General features: G+C 38.7%; 23 protein-coding genes. 2 read left to right on the top strand and 21 right to left on the bottom strand.

Annotated features, from left to right (window positions below; translation table 11 throughout):
* Window positions 1–172: 172 nt before the first annotated feature.
* From HNR44_RS08520 to HNR44_RS08425, 20 genes are all read right to left on the bottom strand, one after another.
* Entirely contained in the window at window positions 173–505 is a 333-nt protein-coding gene (locus tag HNR44_RS08520; protein WP_184403732.1) for a hypothetical protein, read from the bottom strand.
* A 10-nt stretch (window positions 506–515) separates the two neighbouring features.
* Complete coding sequence (locus tag HNR44_RS08515) at window positions 516–1016, bottom strand: hypothetical protein (RefSeq protein WP_184403731.1); 501 nt, start codon at window positions 1014–1016, stop codon at window positions 516–518.
* A gap of 36 nt (window positions 1017–1052) precedes the next feature.
* A complete protein-coding gene (locus HNR44_RS08510) occupies window positions 1053–2090 on the bottom strand; it encodes a lysozyme family protein (protein ID WP_184403730.1) in 1038 nt (345 codons plus the stop codon).
* Window positions 2091–2136: 46 nt separating this feature from the next.
* Window positions 2137–4101 (bottom strand): CD3337/EF1877 family mobilome membrane protein, encoded by a 1965-nt coding sequence (locus HNR44_RS08505; RefSeq protein ID WP_184403729.1) that lies wholly within the window; start codon window positions 4099–4101, stop codon window positions 2137–2139.
* Between the two features lie 51 nt (window positions 4102–4152).
* On the bottom strand, window positions 4153–6603 hold the full coding sequence (locus HNR44_RS08500) for an ATP-binding protein (RefSeq protein WP_281381383.1): 2451 nt from the start codon (window positions 6601–6603) through the stop codon (window positions 4153–4155).
* On the bottom strand, window positions 6545–7060 hold the full coding sequence (locus HNR44_RS08495) for a conjugal transfer protein (RefSeq protein ID WP_184403727.1): 516 nt from the start codon (window positions 7058–7060) through the stop codon (window positions 6545–6547). Before HNR44_RS08495 ends, HNR44_RS08500 begins: the two co-directional genes overlap by 59 nt.
* A gap of 61 nt (window positions 7061–7121) precedes the next feature.
* Window positions 7122–7376: a hypothetical protein gene (locus HNR44_RS08490; protein WP_184403726.1), complete on the bottom strand. Its 255-nt coding sequence runs from the start codon at window positions 7374–7376 to the stop codon at window positions 7122–7124.
* Between the two features lie 13 nt (window positions 7377–7389).
* Window positions 7390–8403 (bottom strand): conjugal transfer protein, encoded by a 1014-nt coding sequence (locus tag HNR44_RS08485; RefSeq protein WP_184403725.1) that lies wholly within the window; start codon window positions 8401–8403, stop codon window positions 7390–7392.
* 8 nt (window positions 8404–8411) lie between these two features.
* Window positions 8412–8684 (bottom strand): hypothetical protein, encoded by a 273-nt coding sequence (locus HNR44_RS08480; RefSeq protein ID WP_184403724.1) that lies wholly within the window; start codon window positions 8682–8684, stop codon window positions 8412–8414.
* Between the two features lie 11 nt (window positions 8685–8695).
* The gene (locus HNR44_RS08475; protein ID WP_184403723.1) at window positions 8696–8977 is read right to left on the bottom strand and encodes a hypothetical protein; all 282 of its coding nucleotides are present in this window, start codon (window positions 8975–8977) and stop codon (window positions 8696–8698) included.
* A gap of 28 nt (window positions 8978–9005) precedes the next feature.
* On the bottom strand, window positions 9006–9296 hold the full coding sequence (locus HNR44_RS08470) for a hypothetical protein (protein WP_184403722.1): 291 nt from the start codon (window positions 9294–9296) through the stop codon (window positions 9006–9008).
* Window positions 9297–9331: 35 nt separating this feature from the next.
* On the bottom strand, window positions 9332–9607 hold the full coding sequence (locus HNR44_RS08465; protein WP_184403721.1) for a hypothetical protein: 276 nt from the start codon (window positions 9605–9607) through the stop codon (window positions 9332–9334).
* A gap of 7 nt (window positions 9608–9614) precedes the next feature.
* Window positions 9615–9902: a hypothetical protein gene (locus HNR44_RS08460; RefSeq protein WP_184403720.1), complete on the bottom strand. Its 288-nt coding sequence runs from the start codon at window positions 9900–9902 to the stop codon at window positions 9615–9617.
* Window positions 9903–10166: 264 nt separating this feature from the next.
* Window positions 10167–11225 (bottom strand): replication initiation factor domain-containing protein, encoded by a 1059-nt coding sequence (locus HNR44_RS08455; RefSeq protein WP_246407208.1) that lies wholly within the window; start codon window positions 11223–11225, stop codon window positions 10167–10169.
* A 3-nt stretch (window positions 11226–11228) separates the two neighbouring features.
* Window positions 11229–12686 (bottom strand): FtsK/SpoIIIE domain-containing protein, encoded by a 1458-nt coding sequence (locus HNR44_RS08450; protein ID WP_184403719.1) that lies wholly within the window; start codon window positions 12684–12686, stop codon window positions 11229–11231.
* A gap of 11 nt (window positions 12687–12697) precedes the next feature.
* Window positions 12698–12934: a hypothetical protein gene (locus HNR44_RS08445; protein WP_184403718.1), complete on the bottom strand. Its 237-nt coding sequence runs from the start codon at window positions 12932–12934 to the stop codon at window positions 12698–12700.
* A gap of 16 nt (window positions 12935–12950) precedes the next feature.
* Window positions 12951–13472, bottom strand: coding sequence for a helix-turn-helix domain-containing protein (locus HNR44_RS08440; RefSeq protein ID WP_184403717.1), 522 nt, complete (start codon window positions 13470–13472; stop codon window positions 12951–12953).
* Between the two features lie 18 nt (window positions 13473–13490).
* Entirely contained in the window at window positions 13491–13880 is a 390-nt protein-coding gene (locus HNR44_RS08435) for a DUF961 family protein (RefSeq protein ID WP_184403716.1), read from the bottom strand.
* 18 nt (window positions 13881–13898) lie between these two features.
* Window positions 13899–14192 (bottom strand): hypothetical protein, encoded by a 294-nt coding sequence (locus tag HNR44_RS08430; protein ID WP_184403715.1) that lies wholly within the window; start codon window positions 14190–14192, stop codon window positions 13899–13901.
* A 383-nt stretch (window positions 14193–14575) separates the two neighbouring features.
* Window positions 14576–14821, bottom strand: coding sequence for a helix-turn-helix transcriptional regulator (locus tag HNR44_RS08425; RefSeq protein ID WP_184403714.1), 246 nt, complete (start codon window positions 14819–14821; stop codon window positions 14576–14578).
* Window positions 14822–14950: 129 nt separating this feature from the next.
* Here HNR44_RS08425 and HNR44_RS08420 point away from each other — a divergent pair, with 129 nt between their 5' ends.
* Both HNR44_RS08420 and HNR44_RS08415 read left to right on the top strand, forming a co-directional pair.
* Window positions 14951–15325, top strand: coding sequence for a helix-turn-helix domain-containing protein (locus HNR44_RS08420; protein ID WP_184403713.1), 375 nt, complete (start codon window positions 14951–14953; stop codon window positions 15323–15325).
* Between the two features lie 127 nt (window positions 15326–15452).
* Window positions 15453–15860, top strand: a complete 408-nt coding sequence (locus HNR44_RS08415; protein ID WP_184403712.1) for an ImmA/IrrE family metallo-endopeptidase — start codon at window positions 15453–15455, stop codon at window positions 15858–15860.
* 178 nt (window positions 15861–16038) lie between these two features.
* On the opposite strand, the gene HNR44_RS08410 is transcribed toward HNR44_RS08415, so the two are convergent.
* Entirely contained in the window at window positions 16039–17292 is a 1254-nt protein-coding gene (locus HNR44_RS08410; protein ID WP_184404123.1) for an aminopeptidase, read from the bottom strand.
* Window positions 17293–17350: the final 58 nt, after the last annotated feature.

The following is a 17350-nucleotide window of genomic DNA, read 5'->3' as shown; positions in this document are numbered from 1 at the left end:
GATTCACATTCCTTAATTCATAAATTTACTACATTATAATGGAAAACATAATAAAAGAGCAGACATTATTTGTCCGCTCTCTCATATATAGTTTAACTTTATGACATCAATTTTCGTTCAAGTTCGTTGATTCATCTATATTGAAGACCGTTTCAACATCTTAATGTTTCCATTAATCAATCTCCTCACCAAATCGTTCTCTATAATCAACATCAGCATTTTCTCTCATACGCTCAACGTCAGCCAGTTCTTCAGTAAAATTACCTCTAGCATGTTCCATTACAAAATCCCCTATTTCACTTCCATCTTCATCAAAAAAAACAGCACTTATATATCGCCCATCATCCCAAATCATAATTTCCGCATTTTCCCTTATTTCTCTTTCTTGATCAACATCTGACCACTCATGATGATTTGATATAGCACCATCGATCAGTTCATCATACTCACTACCACAACCCATCAAGGCAATAGCAAACACCGGTAAAACCAATAATTTTTTCATACAATCACCTTTATCCTAATTGTTGAAAGACGAACTCCTGTACTTGCCATGCGCCATCTTCCAAAGATACATCCATTTCCAATATTGAAAACGTAGTCGATTCCGTTCCTTCTACTTCAATAACATTATCAAACAAAATGACCACTTCCTGCATATCATCGGTTGATTCTCCAAAATAAACATTAATATTATCAACCGTTGATCTAACTGGCTCCATATCCTCATATTCCATTTCTGGCTCTTGAAATTGCAAATCGTCCAATACGTTCGTGACCGCATATGGTTCTACATCTTCACGCACTGGCTGACCCTCATAATTAAAATAAGATTCTAAAAATCGCTCCGCTACTTCACCTGCTTCCTCATGATATTCATACTCCCTTTCTTCATCCTGTACCTGTTCCAATTCCTGTTGTAATGCTTGTGATTCATTTTTAACATGCGAATTTTCAAACCATAAATAACTACTCACTAAACCCAAAACCAACACCGCAATAACCATTTTTTTCATGAGCAATCATAACATATTTTCATAGTTTTATACCCCTTACATTCCTAAAATTTCCGCAGGATCTTCTTTTGCATCATTCGTCGCCTGCGTTTCCGTATGATGTTCTAAATGCAAATGCGGGCCTGTTGAACTTCCAGTTGTACCACATTCCCCTATCTTCTCCCCCTGCTCTACCTCGTCACCTTCACTTACATCTAACACACTTAAATGTCCATAGGAGCTTACTTCATCACTTCCATGCTGAATCTTAATGTTATTTCCTAATCCTGTATTTTGGTGAACAGCAATAGTCACTATACCATCCGCGACCGCATAAATATTATCGCCTATATCACACCCAAAATCGGTACCTGCATGTAATCGCATCTCGTTATAGATGGGATGATCTCTCATCCCAAATTCTGAAGTGACACGGACGTCATCAATTGGCATTATCCAGTCGCCATCTCCTTCCCCTTCTACCTGTTCTGCTTCCGCACAATCCTCTAAAAACTGCATCACATGGTCCACATAATCTTCATCCCCGTAGTTATCCCAACCTAAATTCGCCGCTTGTTCTTCCCCAAACTGATACGCTGATTCTCGGCTGTATTCGCCATCATTATTTTCCTCAACATAATCCATATATCCATGCCCCATGTTATAACTTTGAAGGGCTAACTCCGTGTCACCTCCTGCCTGCTCATACACATCCGCATAATAAGAAACCCCTTGCTCAATCGAACGTTCGGGGTCATTAATCGTATTTACAGGGTCGCCCATGGATTCTGACGATTGCATGATATCCGTTAGCTGTCCTCTTGACTCTTGCATTGTTACTGCCATGAGTATATCCTTTTGCTCCGATATGCCATTTTTCTCCGCATACTGTTCAAAATAATGTTCATATCGCTCTACATATTCATTCACGCTATTTCCTTCGCAGACTATATCCTGATCCTCACTTTCCCCTTCTACTTCATCATCCTGATTCGCAAAAATAGCGCTCAAAAACATCATAAACAGAACAATGACACCCAATATCAAAAATACAAAAACACCAATCAAACCAAACACTATTTTCATGCCATTCATTGGTCCACCCCCTTAAAAAAAGGATGCTATATCAACATAGCACCCTTTAAACCTCATTCGTTTGTGACTGACGCTTCGGTTTTTCTCGTAGTTGATTTTCCTTCATTGGTTTTGACTCTCGTTTTTCCTTTTTTCGTCTTCTCTCAAAATCTTTATTTCCTTTTTCATTTCCCCTCGATGGTGGAGGAGCTTCACTTTTTCGATTTTGTTTTTCTCGATTTTTATAGGATTTACTAATCTTCTGTTGCATCCCATCGCCTGACAGTTCATTTAATCGCACATTAAAATTAGCTGGCTCGTCATTATTCTTACCTTTTTTCCTTTTTTTCTTTTGTGGTTTCCGTTCCTTTTTTCGATATTGTTCCTGATTCGTTGGGTTAGACTCATTGGGTGGACTGTTTTTCGGTTGAACGTTTTCATTTTGCGGCGTTCGTTCTGATTGTTGACTATGATTTACTGTCTCAGGTGACTGTTTATTTCCTTGTGGTTGAATTCCGTTTGGCTGCCTTACGGCGTTATTTCTTGCCTGATTGAACTTATTCAACGCCGCCCCGCCCGTTGGACTCACCATCGACATGCCTTTCGCTGCCTTATCCATCGCGGGATTAACCATGTTACGATTTACATTGTTCAAGAAATTCTTATCCAAAGATTGCACACGGCCTGCCGTTACAAGTTTAACAATGGCATCCCGTTTCCAGATCATCACAAGCAATATGGCAATTAAAACAACTACATTCGCCAAATACATGCCGAATGTATCAGGCGGTAGCATCGTATCGACCACGAACGTTAAAAGATAAACAAACATGATGATAATGCCTATCATTGCTTTCACCACAAACACCGTTAGTAATTTCATAAACACGTTAAAACCGCTATTTGCAAAATGTGGAATGTAACTAATGATTAATGAAAAGGGAAGAAAAAACGCCAGACCTAAAGCCACCAATTGCAAACCAAAATTCAACAGTCCCAGCGCACCAAACGGTAATGCTAAAAATAAAGCTACAATTAAACCGACAAGTGCTTGCCCTAATTGCGTATAAACAGCACCTCCACCCATTGAAGCATTAGCTAATTGGTCACTTTCTGTTTCGATATTCTCAATATATCGCTGTTTTAAATATTGACCATCCCCTGTTTGATCAAACGCAAGCATCCTTTCATACCGATCAAAATTGCCACCCCCGTAACTTTCAATATCTTCTATATCCGACACATCGTTACTATTTACTTCTTCTTCTGTCATTTCCCCATAATTTACAATTAAATAAGGTCGTTTCAAAGACAAATCAAAATAGACATTTCTTATTTGTGCAATTGTGCCTTCCATCGGATCTTCACGGTCTATCTCTGTACCTTGCTCAAAAACACCATCACCATCAACATTACTAATCATGCCATTCCCTGCTTCAATTAAATACCCTTGTGCTTCCAACGACAAAGAATTAAAAACCTGCATGAAGTAACCACTATTAAGCATCCAAAATCCTGCGAACACAAGCACAAAGACAAACAACACCGATCGACGTATAGCTTCTTGAAAGGTTCCTTTTGTCGCCGCTAAATATACGATATAACCAACCGCAAAGATGAAAAACAACTGGCCAAAGTATTCCTGTAACGTATCATAGATGGATTGAGACACTAAATTAACCATACCCGAGAAACGTTCAATGGGATTTAGGCTGAACAATTCATTTAAAACCGTGTCTACCCCATGAACAACATACGCATTAAATGTCATCACCATATTAGCAAGACTAACAACTGCACCAAGAATCGTGTTTTCTGCCGATTCATTATTTACAGCATAAGCATCAATCGGGAAACGTTCACTTTCAACCTCAATGCCCCCTTGTTCCGTTATTTCTTCACCATTCATAACTTCTTCCCAATCAGGGTCATCATCCCCTATAAAATCACTAAACCACGCATAACCTGTGATTGGTACAGCTAAAAAACCAATGACAACCAAACATACCATCCATATTTTTTTCCAACGCACACATTCACCACCCTTCACCAACAAAAAGAGCCACCATCAAATAGTGACTCCCTACAAATATTTTTCTTCTGCCGTTGCTACGGCAGATGCTTCTACCGTTTCAAATGCCCCTGCCCATTCATCAAACAAACATTCAACGCTGATTTTTGCCGTCCGTCTATAATAATCTTTAAACAGGCATTGACCTTGAAACATGCCATCCAACATATCTATATTTTCTTCGCTGGCTTCCATGTTCATCCACTTCAAGACATCTTCTCTTTCCGTTGGTTCGTCAAAAGCAAACGCCACACCAAAATTATTAGATTCTTCTTCTCTCAATGCGTCTTTGGTTGATTGGGAAATAAAATAAAGCGCATTACTATAGCTGCGCCCAACTCGACGCATTTTCTTTTCAACCTTTTTCCCCGTTGGATTAGCCGTCAGCATCCATGCTTCATCAATAAATTCTGCCGTCCGTTCTTCCTTGTTATTTCCGAACAACTCACAATAACGACCAAGCGCATACATAACCGCACTTGACTTCATCTGTTCACTTGTATAACTTTCGTAAGCGTCGTTGACCTCCGGCAAGTCCAAATTTTCAATTTCGATAATGTTAATGCGTTTATTCAAAGATAAGGCATTATTTGAGCCATCATGCACACACAACCGCATGACGCCATCTGCCATAACTTCATATAAAAAGTTCCCCGCCTTCTGAACACCTATATCTTCATGATCTTGCATTTCATAAATCACATGCATACTGCCAACCGTCATCCCTTTTTCTCGTTGTTCCTTCACCTTTGTAATGGATTGCAGAAAAGCTGTATGCACATCATCTTTCCCTTTAAAATCATAAACCTGCTCAAAGATCATCTGCACCATTTCTTTTTGTTGCGTCGAAGGCAAGAAAACAATCGGGTCTAAGGCTCCCCAATTGTCTTGATCTTCAGGATCGAGGGTAATAAAATGAAACGTCTCTAAATGCTCAACAAATAAAGGGAAATCCCTTCTTACATCTGGATTCTTCATCACCTTTCTTATCCATTTCCGCAGTTCCTTTTTCGGGTCAATATATAAGCACTTTACATCCAATAGAGACACATAAATAAAAAGTAGCTTCGCTAAAAAAGATTTTCCGTTACCTGTATCACCAGTGATTAATACATGTGGCGATTTTGTTTTTGTGCCTTTAATCTGTTGATTAGCTAAAAAAGGGTGAAAAAACACAGGGTCACGACTGGCACCTATGGCCGCATCTAAATCTTTATGCTGTTCAAACCTGTCTATCCAACCAATAAAAAAGCCGACGTTACTGCCTACCGCCGCATTTACACCAAAAAAGGTTTCAGCCAAACCATCCTGCGCTGTTTTTTGCATCCAGTTACGATCTTTAACGTCAATGGGTTCCCCAGGTAAAAACTTATAAAAGAGAGATAATTGATCGGCTACGGGTATTCGTGCAACAACACCCATCGACTTTAAACGGCGTTTAACCATCTTCGCCCTTGTTAAACATTCCTTTTTCGTCTTTCCATCAACGATCACCACAGCCATCCAATTCAACATATTGACATCATCTTTTTTAATATCATCCTGCAAGTGCCTGATCATCTGGTCACTTTCGCTTATAGACGCATCCGTTTCATCACCGACCATATTTTGCTCTTTCGCTGATTCACGCAGCTGTCGCTTTTTCACATTTAATTTCATTTTGGTTTGTGACTTGCTTTCCACTTGTGCTTTAATATCTACTTCCACCGGAAACGGTAATGCCTGCGTTTCATAAAACAAATCACTATCAGCCATATTTCGTGGAAATTCATCAACAACAACAAAACTGATATAGCCATCATCTTCATCACTGTTCAGCTTTAAAACGGATGGAGACGTAGGATCAATTAACGTATTCGTAACTGCCTTCCTTGATGCATTTGCCATTTCTTCTGCAACCTGATGATCTAAGCCACGAATAAAATGATACCGATTAATATAGATCATTTCATCTTGCGTTAATGGAACACCGTCAACCATCGCCATCGTATCATTTAATTCATTTTCGGCTTCCGCAAATTGGTCAAAGAAAGATGTTGTCACATCCTGCTCCCAACCCAAAAGATTTACAATTGTGTCTGTTGCGGTTGAAAACATAGACATAACATTTTCTTTCATGTCTGCATCCACGCGTATCATATCTGCTTTTAAACGAACACCAATAATAAAATCATTTTTTGTTACCGTCCCCAACCTTTGCTCTAACAGTGATTCTGTTTCACCCAAGTAATAGTCAGCCATAGCCTCTGTATCCAATGCTACATCCTGCTTTAAATTCTCAAAACGCTCGTTTAATTGATATTCTTGCGGATACATCATCAAATGAAAATCTTGATACTTTGTTAACTCCTGCAAAAATTCCTGCCATCGTTTTTTATGGCCTTGCACTTCTTTTTCATTCTGTTTAGGAATGGACTTCGGTTTTACTCGATGATACGCCCAAACGTCGCCCGTTCTCGTCAATAATAGGTTCTCCTGCATGGTTTTCATAGGCGTTTGTAACTCGACCATCTTTTCTTTTCACCACCTCTACACATTTCCGAAACGTTATTTTTCTATCATTTATCCACTCAACAGCCCGATCATTACAAAATCTTTTATTCGTAAGTTTTATCCTTAAAAAATACTTAAGCAACCCAAACAGATACAAATAAATGTTTTTACCATCTGGATTAACCTTTCGCATGACCATCGTCAAGAACAAAGGCACACCAATTAAAATAATCACAAACGTTAATTCAAACGTGAAAGGGAAAATTAAACGGACAACATACATAACCAACCCTGTGATTGCCATAAATACAAGAAAATTGATGGTTGGTATCAACTCAATCGCAAACGGTAATGAATAGCCGTCTGTCAACTGTTGAATCCGTTTAGGCTCTCGGAACGCCTGACGATAATTAAAAATGACTCTCATACATTCACCCTCCTTTAAAAGTTCCTGCCAATGTCATTGACAGGAACATCAAAATCACCGTCTACAAAAGATCGATTAAGGCTTCAATCCAATCTGTTACTTGATCCCAGTTTTGAACCACAAACGTGACAATACCGGCAAATATACAAGCACTTACGACTGCACCTACTCGAAATTTAGCAAGGTGTTTTGTCACCAAGAAAACAACAATTAACGTAATCGCTTGCGTCACAATGTTTAACGCCCAACTTTCAACCTCTCCAAGATCCGGTAAGCTAGCCGCTCCCAAAACGGCCATAAATGCCAGCACATTCATTTTTTTATTCCCCCTATTGGTAGTCCATCGTTTCTACAATGTAATTGCCATTCGATTCTCCGATATAAAGATCAACCTCAAACGTATAATTTAGCCCTGTCACATCCTCTGTCATCTGGACTTCCGTATTGACTAAGAACTCATCCTCCTGTTGCTCGATGGTTTCATTCACCGTGCCTTCATAGTTAAAGGTGCCATCCAAGCTTTCAGGGTCTTGCATCATATACGTGAGATCATCTTCCTCACCAGACGCATATTCCTCAAAAAATTCATTCACAAAGGCTAGAATCGCTTCTTGCTCATCCCCCACATACGCATCCATTTGTCGATCTTCATTCTCTACTGTTATTGAACCTGCAAGATCATCCACCGCCGTAAAATACGGCTCACGCGTTACCGCATATTGACCGTCCTGTTCCACGACAGGAATATTGAGGAGCAATGTTTTTTCTTCGTTTGTCACCTCAATTTGAGGATCATCGTCATCATCTTCCGGCTCAATTTCTTCTTCTCGTTCATTGACATAGGTAACGGCATACGCAAAAACGGCTTCTCCATCTGTTTCATCAACATGAAACAAATCTGCATTTTCCAAGCGTCGCTCACCTTCCATTTCAACGTCGTATATATCCCATTCTTCTTCTGTTTCCCTAGATGCCATATAATGATCTAATTCCTGTCTACGTTGTTCTAACGCATCTGGATCATTACTAACGTTCATATAAGCGTCAACAAAATCACGTAAAAAGGTATCTGCCGTGATAATATCCATGTCTCCTTCTTCTTCCTGTTGATCATCATCATCGTTTACGGCTGCTCGTAAATCATTAAACGTAGACCGAGTATTAACGGAAAGCATAACGGCAAGCGTTGAAACGAACAGCAATCCTCCAATTAAACTCCAAACCGCAAACGCTGTCCGTTTTGACGTATCTTTTCGTATGCCAGATTTCTCTTTCTCAGGTTTATGAATATTGGCTTTCCGTCGTTTCATCCGTGAAAATAAATGCTTTATATTTTCCTTCAAAATGTACATCACCTCTCTTTTTCCAACCAATAAATAAAGGATGTTACGTGTTGTAACACCCTTGATGGAGAAGCATTTTCCAAATACACTTTTTCGTATTTTTGTTGTGTTTTCGGGTAATCGACCATTTTATAAAACATATAACGATAGGTGGCATACCCCTTCTTTCTTTCACCTTCAACAACGAGCGTTGTATTTCTTGACAAATCTTTCACAAATACCTGACTTGATATCCCTACCTGAAATCCCAAATCAGCAAAACGTTCCGTTATCGTTCTCATTGTTCCCCCACCTATTTATCTAGCTTAGTATGATGCATGTAAACAATCATGATTGGTTCTTCCTCCATGTCACTATATCCTTCTGGCCGATCTTCATAATCAATGACATTAAAATAAAATTGATAAACGAAATGCTCTGTTTCAAAACTGGTATGAATCGTATCACCTGCCTTTGCTTCATATAATTGATCACCTATCTGCTGATTGATGTCATCTAATTTTCCCATCATCCCTAGTTCCTCTAATTCATCCAGTAACCTAAGAAAAGACCCATTTTCCCATACCCTCTGCATTTATACCTTCCTTTCCATAAAAAAATCACTAGCTTATCTTCTCTAGTGATTGAAACTCCATAAATTGTATTCGGTTTTCTGATTCGCCATCTTCTGGTGGTTCCGCATTTTCAGAAGGTAAAAAATAGGCTCTGAACGTTTCAAAAACGTCGCTTACCAAGCATTTAAACGTTACAATCACTTGTTCGTAAACATATTCACCCCATTCCATGACCTTCTCTTGCAAAAGTTGACTCGTTATTTCCGCATAATCATTGACACCAAACTGTTCCATTTCTGCAAGCATTTCATTATGATTATTTAAAACGACAACTTTCATCCATTCTCAATCTCCTCTTCTTTTTCATTTACAGCTTACCTGTCAATAACATCCATTCTTAGATATTGAAACCTTTTAGCATCATCCTCATTCGCTCGTTCTCCATCTTCATCAACGTAATGTTCCGTCAAAAAATGAAAACAATAATAATCATGACCATTCATTCTGATTGCAACCGTTTCACCGATCATACGATTGAAACCATAATCGATTAAATAGGCTTGAATATATTCAAGCTCATTCAACAACCCATGTTCTGTTAAATCACGAAATAAACCGTCTTTATTTTCAATCTTGACGATCATACCCATATGATTGTCACCCTTTCAATACCTCTAAATCGTAATCTTGATAGATCAATACTGTTTGCTTTTCGCCTGTATCCTCGTGTTCATCATCACCATCAGTCACTAAAAATGAAAAAACATATTTACGTTTTTCTGCGTTCATTTCAAAAACCACTTCTGCCTGAATGTCTTCACCATCATTCGCATGAGAAGCATAATCCATGATTTGTTGACGAATATTATCCGTTTCGCCATGACAATTCAAACGCATTAATTCCTTCTTAAACAGCCCACCATTTTCTACAACAACGCTTGTCATTGAACATCCTCCTAAAAAAGCAAAATTGTGCGCATTCGTGCGCACACGACGACCAACATGGCATGTTGGATGGCTATTTGCCTTCGGCGACCCTTGCAGGGGGCGAAGCAAAAAAGGAAAAAAAGTGTGTTTTCTTTTTTGCTTACGCTCCAGGGTGTTGGTATCAGCAACGTGTCAATGCATAAATTCCCTTCGGTCAGACATTTATAATTGACACTCACGCTTATACACTGCGAATTAACGTTTATTTTTACTAGATTTGCATCAGCAAACCATATCTTCTTTCTTTGCCAAGTACACATCCAACATCTTCTGGTGACGGTCTGCTAGTTCCGCATCTATAATCATGTCGGATAATTGTTGCTCGCCCGAAGCCATATCATACTCATGGACCATCTTTATCGACGGCGAACACGAACGAATCAACCAATTAAGCGTCTTTTCATAAAAATCCTCTTGTGGTTTTTGATACAACTGAAGTTTGCCGACATCACCTAAGAACGTTTTCCAAAACTCACTTGTTTTCCATGATTCTTTTTTATTTTTGTCTTTATCTACAAAACGCAAATAGTTATGAACAATCGAAAGGGATACGTAACGCAAATCTTGATGTTCGATCAACTTTTCTGCTGCCACCTGCGCCCGATCATCTTTCAAACGCAATTCATAACGATTCCATTCCCCAATGTCTTCAACATCACGGTCATATTTTTGTGCCTGCTCATGATTCTTTTCATAAAAACAAAGATAGGCATCCGACTTTTTTGACCCAAAGTATAGTGTCGTCCCTCCCTCCGTCTCCTTTTCAATATTGAATGAGCCATTATAATCCGTTTTGCGAAATCTCGTTATCACTTCACCCCTTTTTACTTTCTCCAATAAAAAAGGCACTGAAAAATACGTTTTCGTATCATCCAGTGCCAAATCTAAGCGTGTAAAAGATCCGTTATGGTTCATGCAGTCTTGAAAAAAATCTTGCCATGTTTTCTTTCTTGTTTTTAAAAACGTTTCAAATTGCCGACATCCTTGGCCAGCCATTTCAACAAGAATGCCACGATCATCGTCCGGTCTCGAATAAAAAACCTTGATATGATCTATCTGAAATGTTCCTACATAGCCGTAAAAGCCGGAATCTTTCTCCTGCATATAATCTTTTTTCAGATGCACAACGTTTTCGAGGATCTTATCAACATCATGTGTTTTAAAACTTACTCGGATATAATCAATCATCGCCGTCAAATCGGTTTCTACAGCATCCGTGTTTTTTTTATTATCGATTACTACCCCCCTGTTAGCTAGGGGGGGTTCGTAACTGGTCATCATCCGCTACGCTCCTTCCTCCCGTGCATCGTCGTCCGTTGCGCTCGCTACGCTGCCGCTAGCGCCTGCCGGCGCTGACGCTCGCTCCACTTCCTCCGATGCACGACCGATTTCCTTCAAAAAATCATATCCCTTTGGCACAATGGGCGTGTAAAATTCAGTAATGACCGATGTTCCCGTATCCGCATAACCACGTCCTTTAATGCCTCGATAACTAAAGGTTTTGTCCACATCGCCAAACATCATACCGTAACCTGATTCACTCATTTTTCCTAAAGCGACACGTAAACTGAATTGGTCACGTATGCCATCGGCAAGATATTTGGCATCGGGTCGTTGTGCCGCAAGGATAAGGAAATAGCCCATTTGTCGTCCAAGCATGACCAACTGTTTCATATACTCCAATGCTTTCATTTTGTCTTGCGGTTCTAACATTTCCATGAACGCCACAAACTCATCAAACACGATAAAAACAGGTTGCAATCCAACATCAGCGTAATTGCTTCCCGTTTGATAGTTCGGCATTTGTTTCATATCTTCCGACCGTTGGTGCATATCTTCGACCGATTTTCGCAACGTCATCATAATGCCATTGCTTTTTGAAAAGACCGTTTTGTCGGGCATAACGGTTTCTAAATCCGCTAAATCAGCTTTTTTCGGGTCTAATATACGTACATCCGCACCATATTCCAATAACGATTGAATCATGGTTAGAATAAAGTACGTTTTACCGCCACCTGTTCCTCCTGCAATTAACATGTGTGGCAGTTTGTCAAACTCCCATTCCACATTATGCATCAGTTTCATAGAGCCGTTTTTAACGTCAACATCGTTAATGGACATACGGTTGGCCTGCATGTCATACAGCAATTTGTATTTCACAAAGTTTTCCTCCACTTCCTGCTCTACAAGATTACAGAACAACCCATTTTCCAATTCTTCACCAAGCTTTAAAAACCGATCTTGATAACGGCTCATATCCAACGCTAGGCGTACATACACATAGCCTTTCTTGCACTTATAATACACACGAGGAAAATAAGTGATCTTCTCTTTATTCACTTTCTTTTCCGTCAACGCCCAGGCAGAATCCACTGTTTTGTTTTCTTTTTCCAAAAAGTTATTCGACACAAGCATTCGGGCTATTTTCTGTATATGCAACTTTTTCTTAAAACGCTCATAAAACAAAAAATAAGCCATAGCAACAGCTATCGCTCCAACAAGCATGCTTATAATCAAACCTAAGACTAGATACGTCCAATTCCATGCCGGAAACTGTATAAACGTATCTACGTTCAACCAAGAACGCCAATTCATCAACCCTTGCCAAAAATAGATCAGCAACGTTAAAAGGAAAAATGGGACAAATATACTTAATCCTGCACGTAAAACGGCATGTTCATCGCTCGGGCGTATTCGATGACCACGATATTTCCATAACCGTTGTTTTACATTAATCGCCAACACCTCACGATCTATCGGTTTGGTAAACAGCCACCATCAGCAAAGTAGCGCCAAGAGGTGCCATTACTAAAATAAACGTTCAATGATTCATTTCTTATACACGGTTCAACTTTCTCAATTTTTGATAACATATACTCACCCCGTCCATTTAAATCCATATGACGACTATGGTGAGCATAAGCATTTAAAAAAAATCGATACTCATAGTCCGTTAAATGTTCAGCAACATGAATTTTTTCGGTTTCCAACGCAAACACTCCCTCTTCAAACTGATTCCCAATTTTTGATAAGAAATTTTTCTAACTGGTCATAGAAGTATTTCTGAACAGCAAAAGGATAAAATCTAGCAATATTTAATTGAACTTCACTATCAATAATATTTTTCCTTTTATTTCCATCAAAATATACCATCAACTGAAGTGGGTCTAACTTTCCATTATAAAAAATATCTACTTGTAAATTTAATGCTGTCTCTATTGCTTCACCTTGTAAGCTTGAATTTTCTTCTTTTCTTTCCATGACCTCAAATGATACATCAAAATCATAATACGTAAAAATATCACCAGGTTGACATCGTAATAAATGACACAACTGTTTTAAGGTTTCATAATGTATTCCCCCTCCGTAATTGTTAACGAGATAGGAAATCGTCGTCCGTGAAAGCGTCGTGTTTTCTTTGATTCTTTGAATATTCAAGCCTCTCTCTGCCATTAATACGTTCAAGTTACAATTAATAAAGCCCATACGCTTCCCTTCCATTTCCATAAACAAAAAGCGTGCCAGCACATAACCAGCACGCCTTTATTATTTCTTTTCTGCACCTGCACCAACAGGCTCATTCATCGGTTCTTTAGATGTTTTCTTGCCCACTTCAACAATATCTTCGGCTTCAACCGTCCAAATAACATTGGCAAATCCATTTCCCGATGCTTGGGCTCTGGCTCGAATAGTCGGATTCTTCAATTCCACCGGAGCATTAAAATCAATCTCCTTTTCATCAACATATTCAGGTACAGTGACCTCAATCTGTTCCCCTTGTGTAGACGACGCTAAATTATAGACTCTCGCTTGTAATGGTCTTTCTTGAAACGATTTGTCAGGGTCATACTCTCGTCTTTCTCTAGCCATACCCATAAAAATCATATCTCCAAAAGTTACTTTCACATCAGGTTTGATTCCACTTCTAAAATTCATTATTCATTCGCTCCTTTATTATTCATAAGTTTTCATGACATATAAAAAATGAATCGGCGTAAACTCACCCGATTCCCACAAATCATCATATTCTTCATCTTCAACAACCTGCAACTTACAATGTATCCTTAAATCATAACTAGAACTTGTTACCTCCAAGCCAATGACATTTACAACTTCTCCTTTTTGCAAATCCAATCCACTTAATTCCTCATTTGCCTTTTCTGCATACTTTAATCCAAATTCAGGCATACCCTCTTGTTCAAAAACATCTTCCATATAATGACGATTCAAAACAACAGCTTTTTTCATACATAAACCCCATTCTTTGAGATTTAAACGTTATTTTTGTACCGCTCATATCATGGCGCTTATCAACTCGCTACATTCCGATCACGGCGAATTTATAGTAGGTAATGTTTATCACCATTAGGATGGGCTACTGCATATTCACCCCCTTCAGCATAGAGAAAAGTGCTTAGCTGTGTCACACTCATACTCACGCCTAGTGACAAATCCACTCAAATACGCTACAATAAAATTGTCTGGTTTTTATGTTTGCGTATCTGATCATTTATCAGGTGCGCTTTCTTGTTCTATATGTACTTTTCAAGGGTCATCTTCCTTTCATCAACGCATTTTTTTCAACATGTAATTATCAAAATAATCTACAAAGTATACCATATCATCCCCTTTCAATATTTAAGATATCGATTGTTTGCTTTTGCAACCGACTCAATAAAAAAAATATCTCCAAAATCAACATCTAAAACATCAGTAATATTTTTGGCTACCTTAGGTCCAGGATTTCGGATACCATTAGCAATTTGAGCTACATATGATTCCGAAATACCAAGCACACGACCAAAACTTCTTTGTGAATAACCTTTTTTAACAATTAATTCTCTAAAACCTTCTACATCCTTCACTTTTATTTTCAAATGTCATCACCTCCTTTGTTTGATTATGTAACCATATTACACTATATTGTTGTCTTTTGCAACCGTTTATTAAAAAATTTTTTTTACTTTTTCAAACGCCTTCACTATAATAATATTAGGTGATCACAAATGAAAGCAGAAGAATTTGGAAAATACCTTCGGGAACTTCGTAAAAAAAATAATATGACACTTCGCCAGCTTTCTTTATACTCAAATGTATCACATCCTTACCTCTCACAATTGGAGAACGGTAAAAAAGCAATCCCGTCAGCTAACGTATTAAAAAAAATCAGCAAAGGTTTAAAGGTATCACATGAATTATTAATGCAAAAAGCAGGATATATTGATACGGATACGGAAACGGAAAAACGTTTTAATGAATTAATAAACGACCCACAAACAGACTTAATGTTTAAAGACTGGGATAAAATGAACGAAGAGCAACGGGAAGAAGCCCTTCAAATGTTAAAATTTATTTTATACAAAGGGGAAAACGATTCATAATCAACTTTCAGGAATGGGAACATTCCTATTTTTTCTACCCCAATACAGAACATATATTCCTAATAGGTGGTGATGGCTTATCTTCTTCAACTATACTGAAGATTATATTTTTCAGTTATTTCATAATATGAACATTACTAGTCCAGGCCAACTAAAAATAAAGCCAATCGCTGACCGACTCGGTATTCGCCTTTATTTTGGAAAAACAAATATGCGGTTTTATAATTATATTGTCATCCAAAAATCCAACGCACAAAAAGAATGGCAAGATTTTGGACATGAAGTCACTCATCACTTAATACATGCTGGCAATCAAATATACATGCACCCTCTTTTTAAACAACTGCAAGAGTATCAAGCCAATTATTTTGCTTATCATTTTTGTGCACCAACTTTCATGATCAATGACTTATCAGAAGTAAGCCCACACATTCTTGCCACTCATTTTTGTTTGGAACATGAATTTGCATGGCAAAGATTTAGAATGTATCAAAATAAACTTTACGACGAAAGGAAGCGATACTATGTTCTGTGAACAAATTAAACTTAAATCAGGTGAAATATATCATTACAACAATGGTTGCAAAATGATTCTTTTTCAATTACTTTATTCAACAAACGCGCTTCGTTTGCTTAAGAATGTTAATGCAAAAAAATTCTACATCCTCCAAATCCTATCAGATGAAAATATATAGTGTTAAGGAATAGCCAAATTAGAATTGGAAGTCACCATCTTTCATTAGCAGGACTTCAGTTCCACCTTCTTTAATACCCACTACTTTCATATCTTCGGTACCAAAGGCCACATTGACTAACAGGAGGGAAGTATTAAGGCCTGCTTCCTTCAACTCTTTCACCGATAGGTTGCTGCCATTTTGAAGGTTGGAAGGGGAGGCGTTCCCGATTCCAATATGGCAGGCCGTATTTTCATCAAACAAGGTGTTGTAAAAGAGAGTATCCGCCTGAGAAAGAGGAGAATTGTTAGAGACCAAGGCAATTTCACCTAGATAATATGAACCTTCGTCTGTTTCGATGAGACTTTGTAACGCTTCTTGCCCAGCGGCGGCATAATGCGCAGTAATCCGTCCATCTTTAAAGGTTAGGTAAAAATCATCGATGACACTTCCCCCATAGATAAGCGGTTTAGTGGCTACTAGTGTGCCATTCACTTCATTTTTATGGGGAGCGGAAAATATTTCTTCCGTGGGAATGTTCGGAAAGAACGGTATTCCCTTTTTATCTATAACACCCCCGCCGATAAAGAAGTGATTTTTAGGCATGCCGACTAATAAATCAGTGCCTCGGCTATTTGTAAAATGCAGGGCTTCAAACTGGCTGTCGTTTAGATACTTTTTCCGGGACTCGAAGGCTCTGTCATGATTTTCCCAGTCTTTTATAGGATTTTTTCCATCTGCCCGAGATCCAAGTAAGATTAATTGCCATAACGATTGCAGGGCTTCTTCTTTACTTAAGTGAGGAAATACCTTAGTTGCCCATGCGAAGTTCGGGACAGCTAGAAGACACCAGCGTATCTCGTGGGATCTAATCTTTGCGTTATGAGCCTTCAACTTGGTGCGAGAGGCCTTTTGAAACCGGCTCATCCGTTCTGTGGAAACACCCTTAAAGGCATCTAAGTTTTCAGAAATAATATGGATGTAAGCAGCACCCGCATCGTCCCACTCCTTAAAGCGAGCGTACTGCCAGTTGGGAAAGTGATCGATGGCATCATCTGCTGCATTTAAATAAAATTCTTTGGTAGACTGTTCATCTGTCCAATCCATAACCACATTTGAAGCTCCCGCCTCATAGGCTGCCGTTTGGATTAGACGTGCAAACGTTACATCTTTTATGTCACTATGAATAATCACTAATTGATTCTTTTGCACATTTACACCAGCTCGTACAGCAAGCTCTGCATACTTTTTCAACTGTTCTTCGCTAACAAGCTCATATATTCCTTTAGTCATCACACACTCAGCTCCTAACTCTCCACCATCGCAAATATACAAGCGCCATACTTATTCC

Source organism: Geomicrobium halophilum, from assembly GCF_014207655.1.
GTDB lineage: Bacteria > Bacillota > Bacilli > Bacillales > Marinococcaceae > Geomicrobium > Geomicrobium halophilum.
Note: the sequence above shows the minus strand (reverse complement) of the source record. Positions and strands in the feature narration are given on the sequence as shown.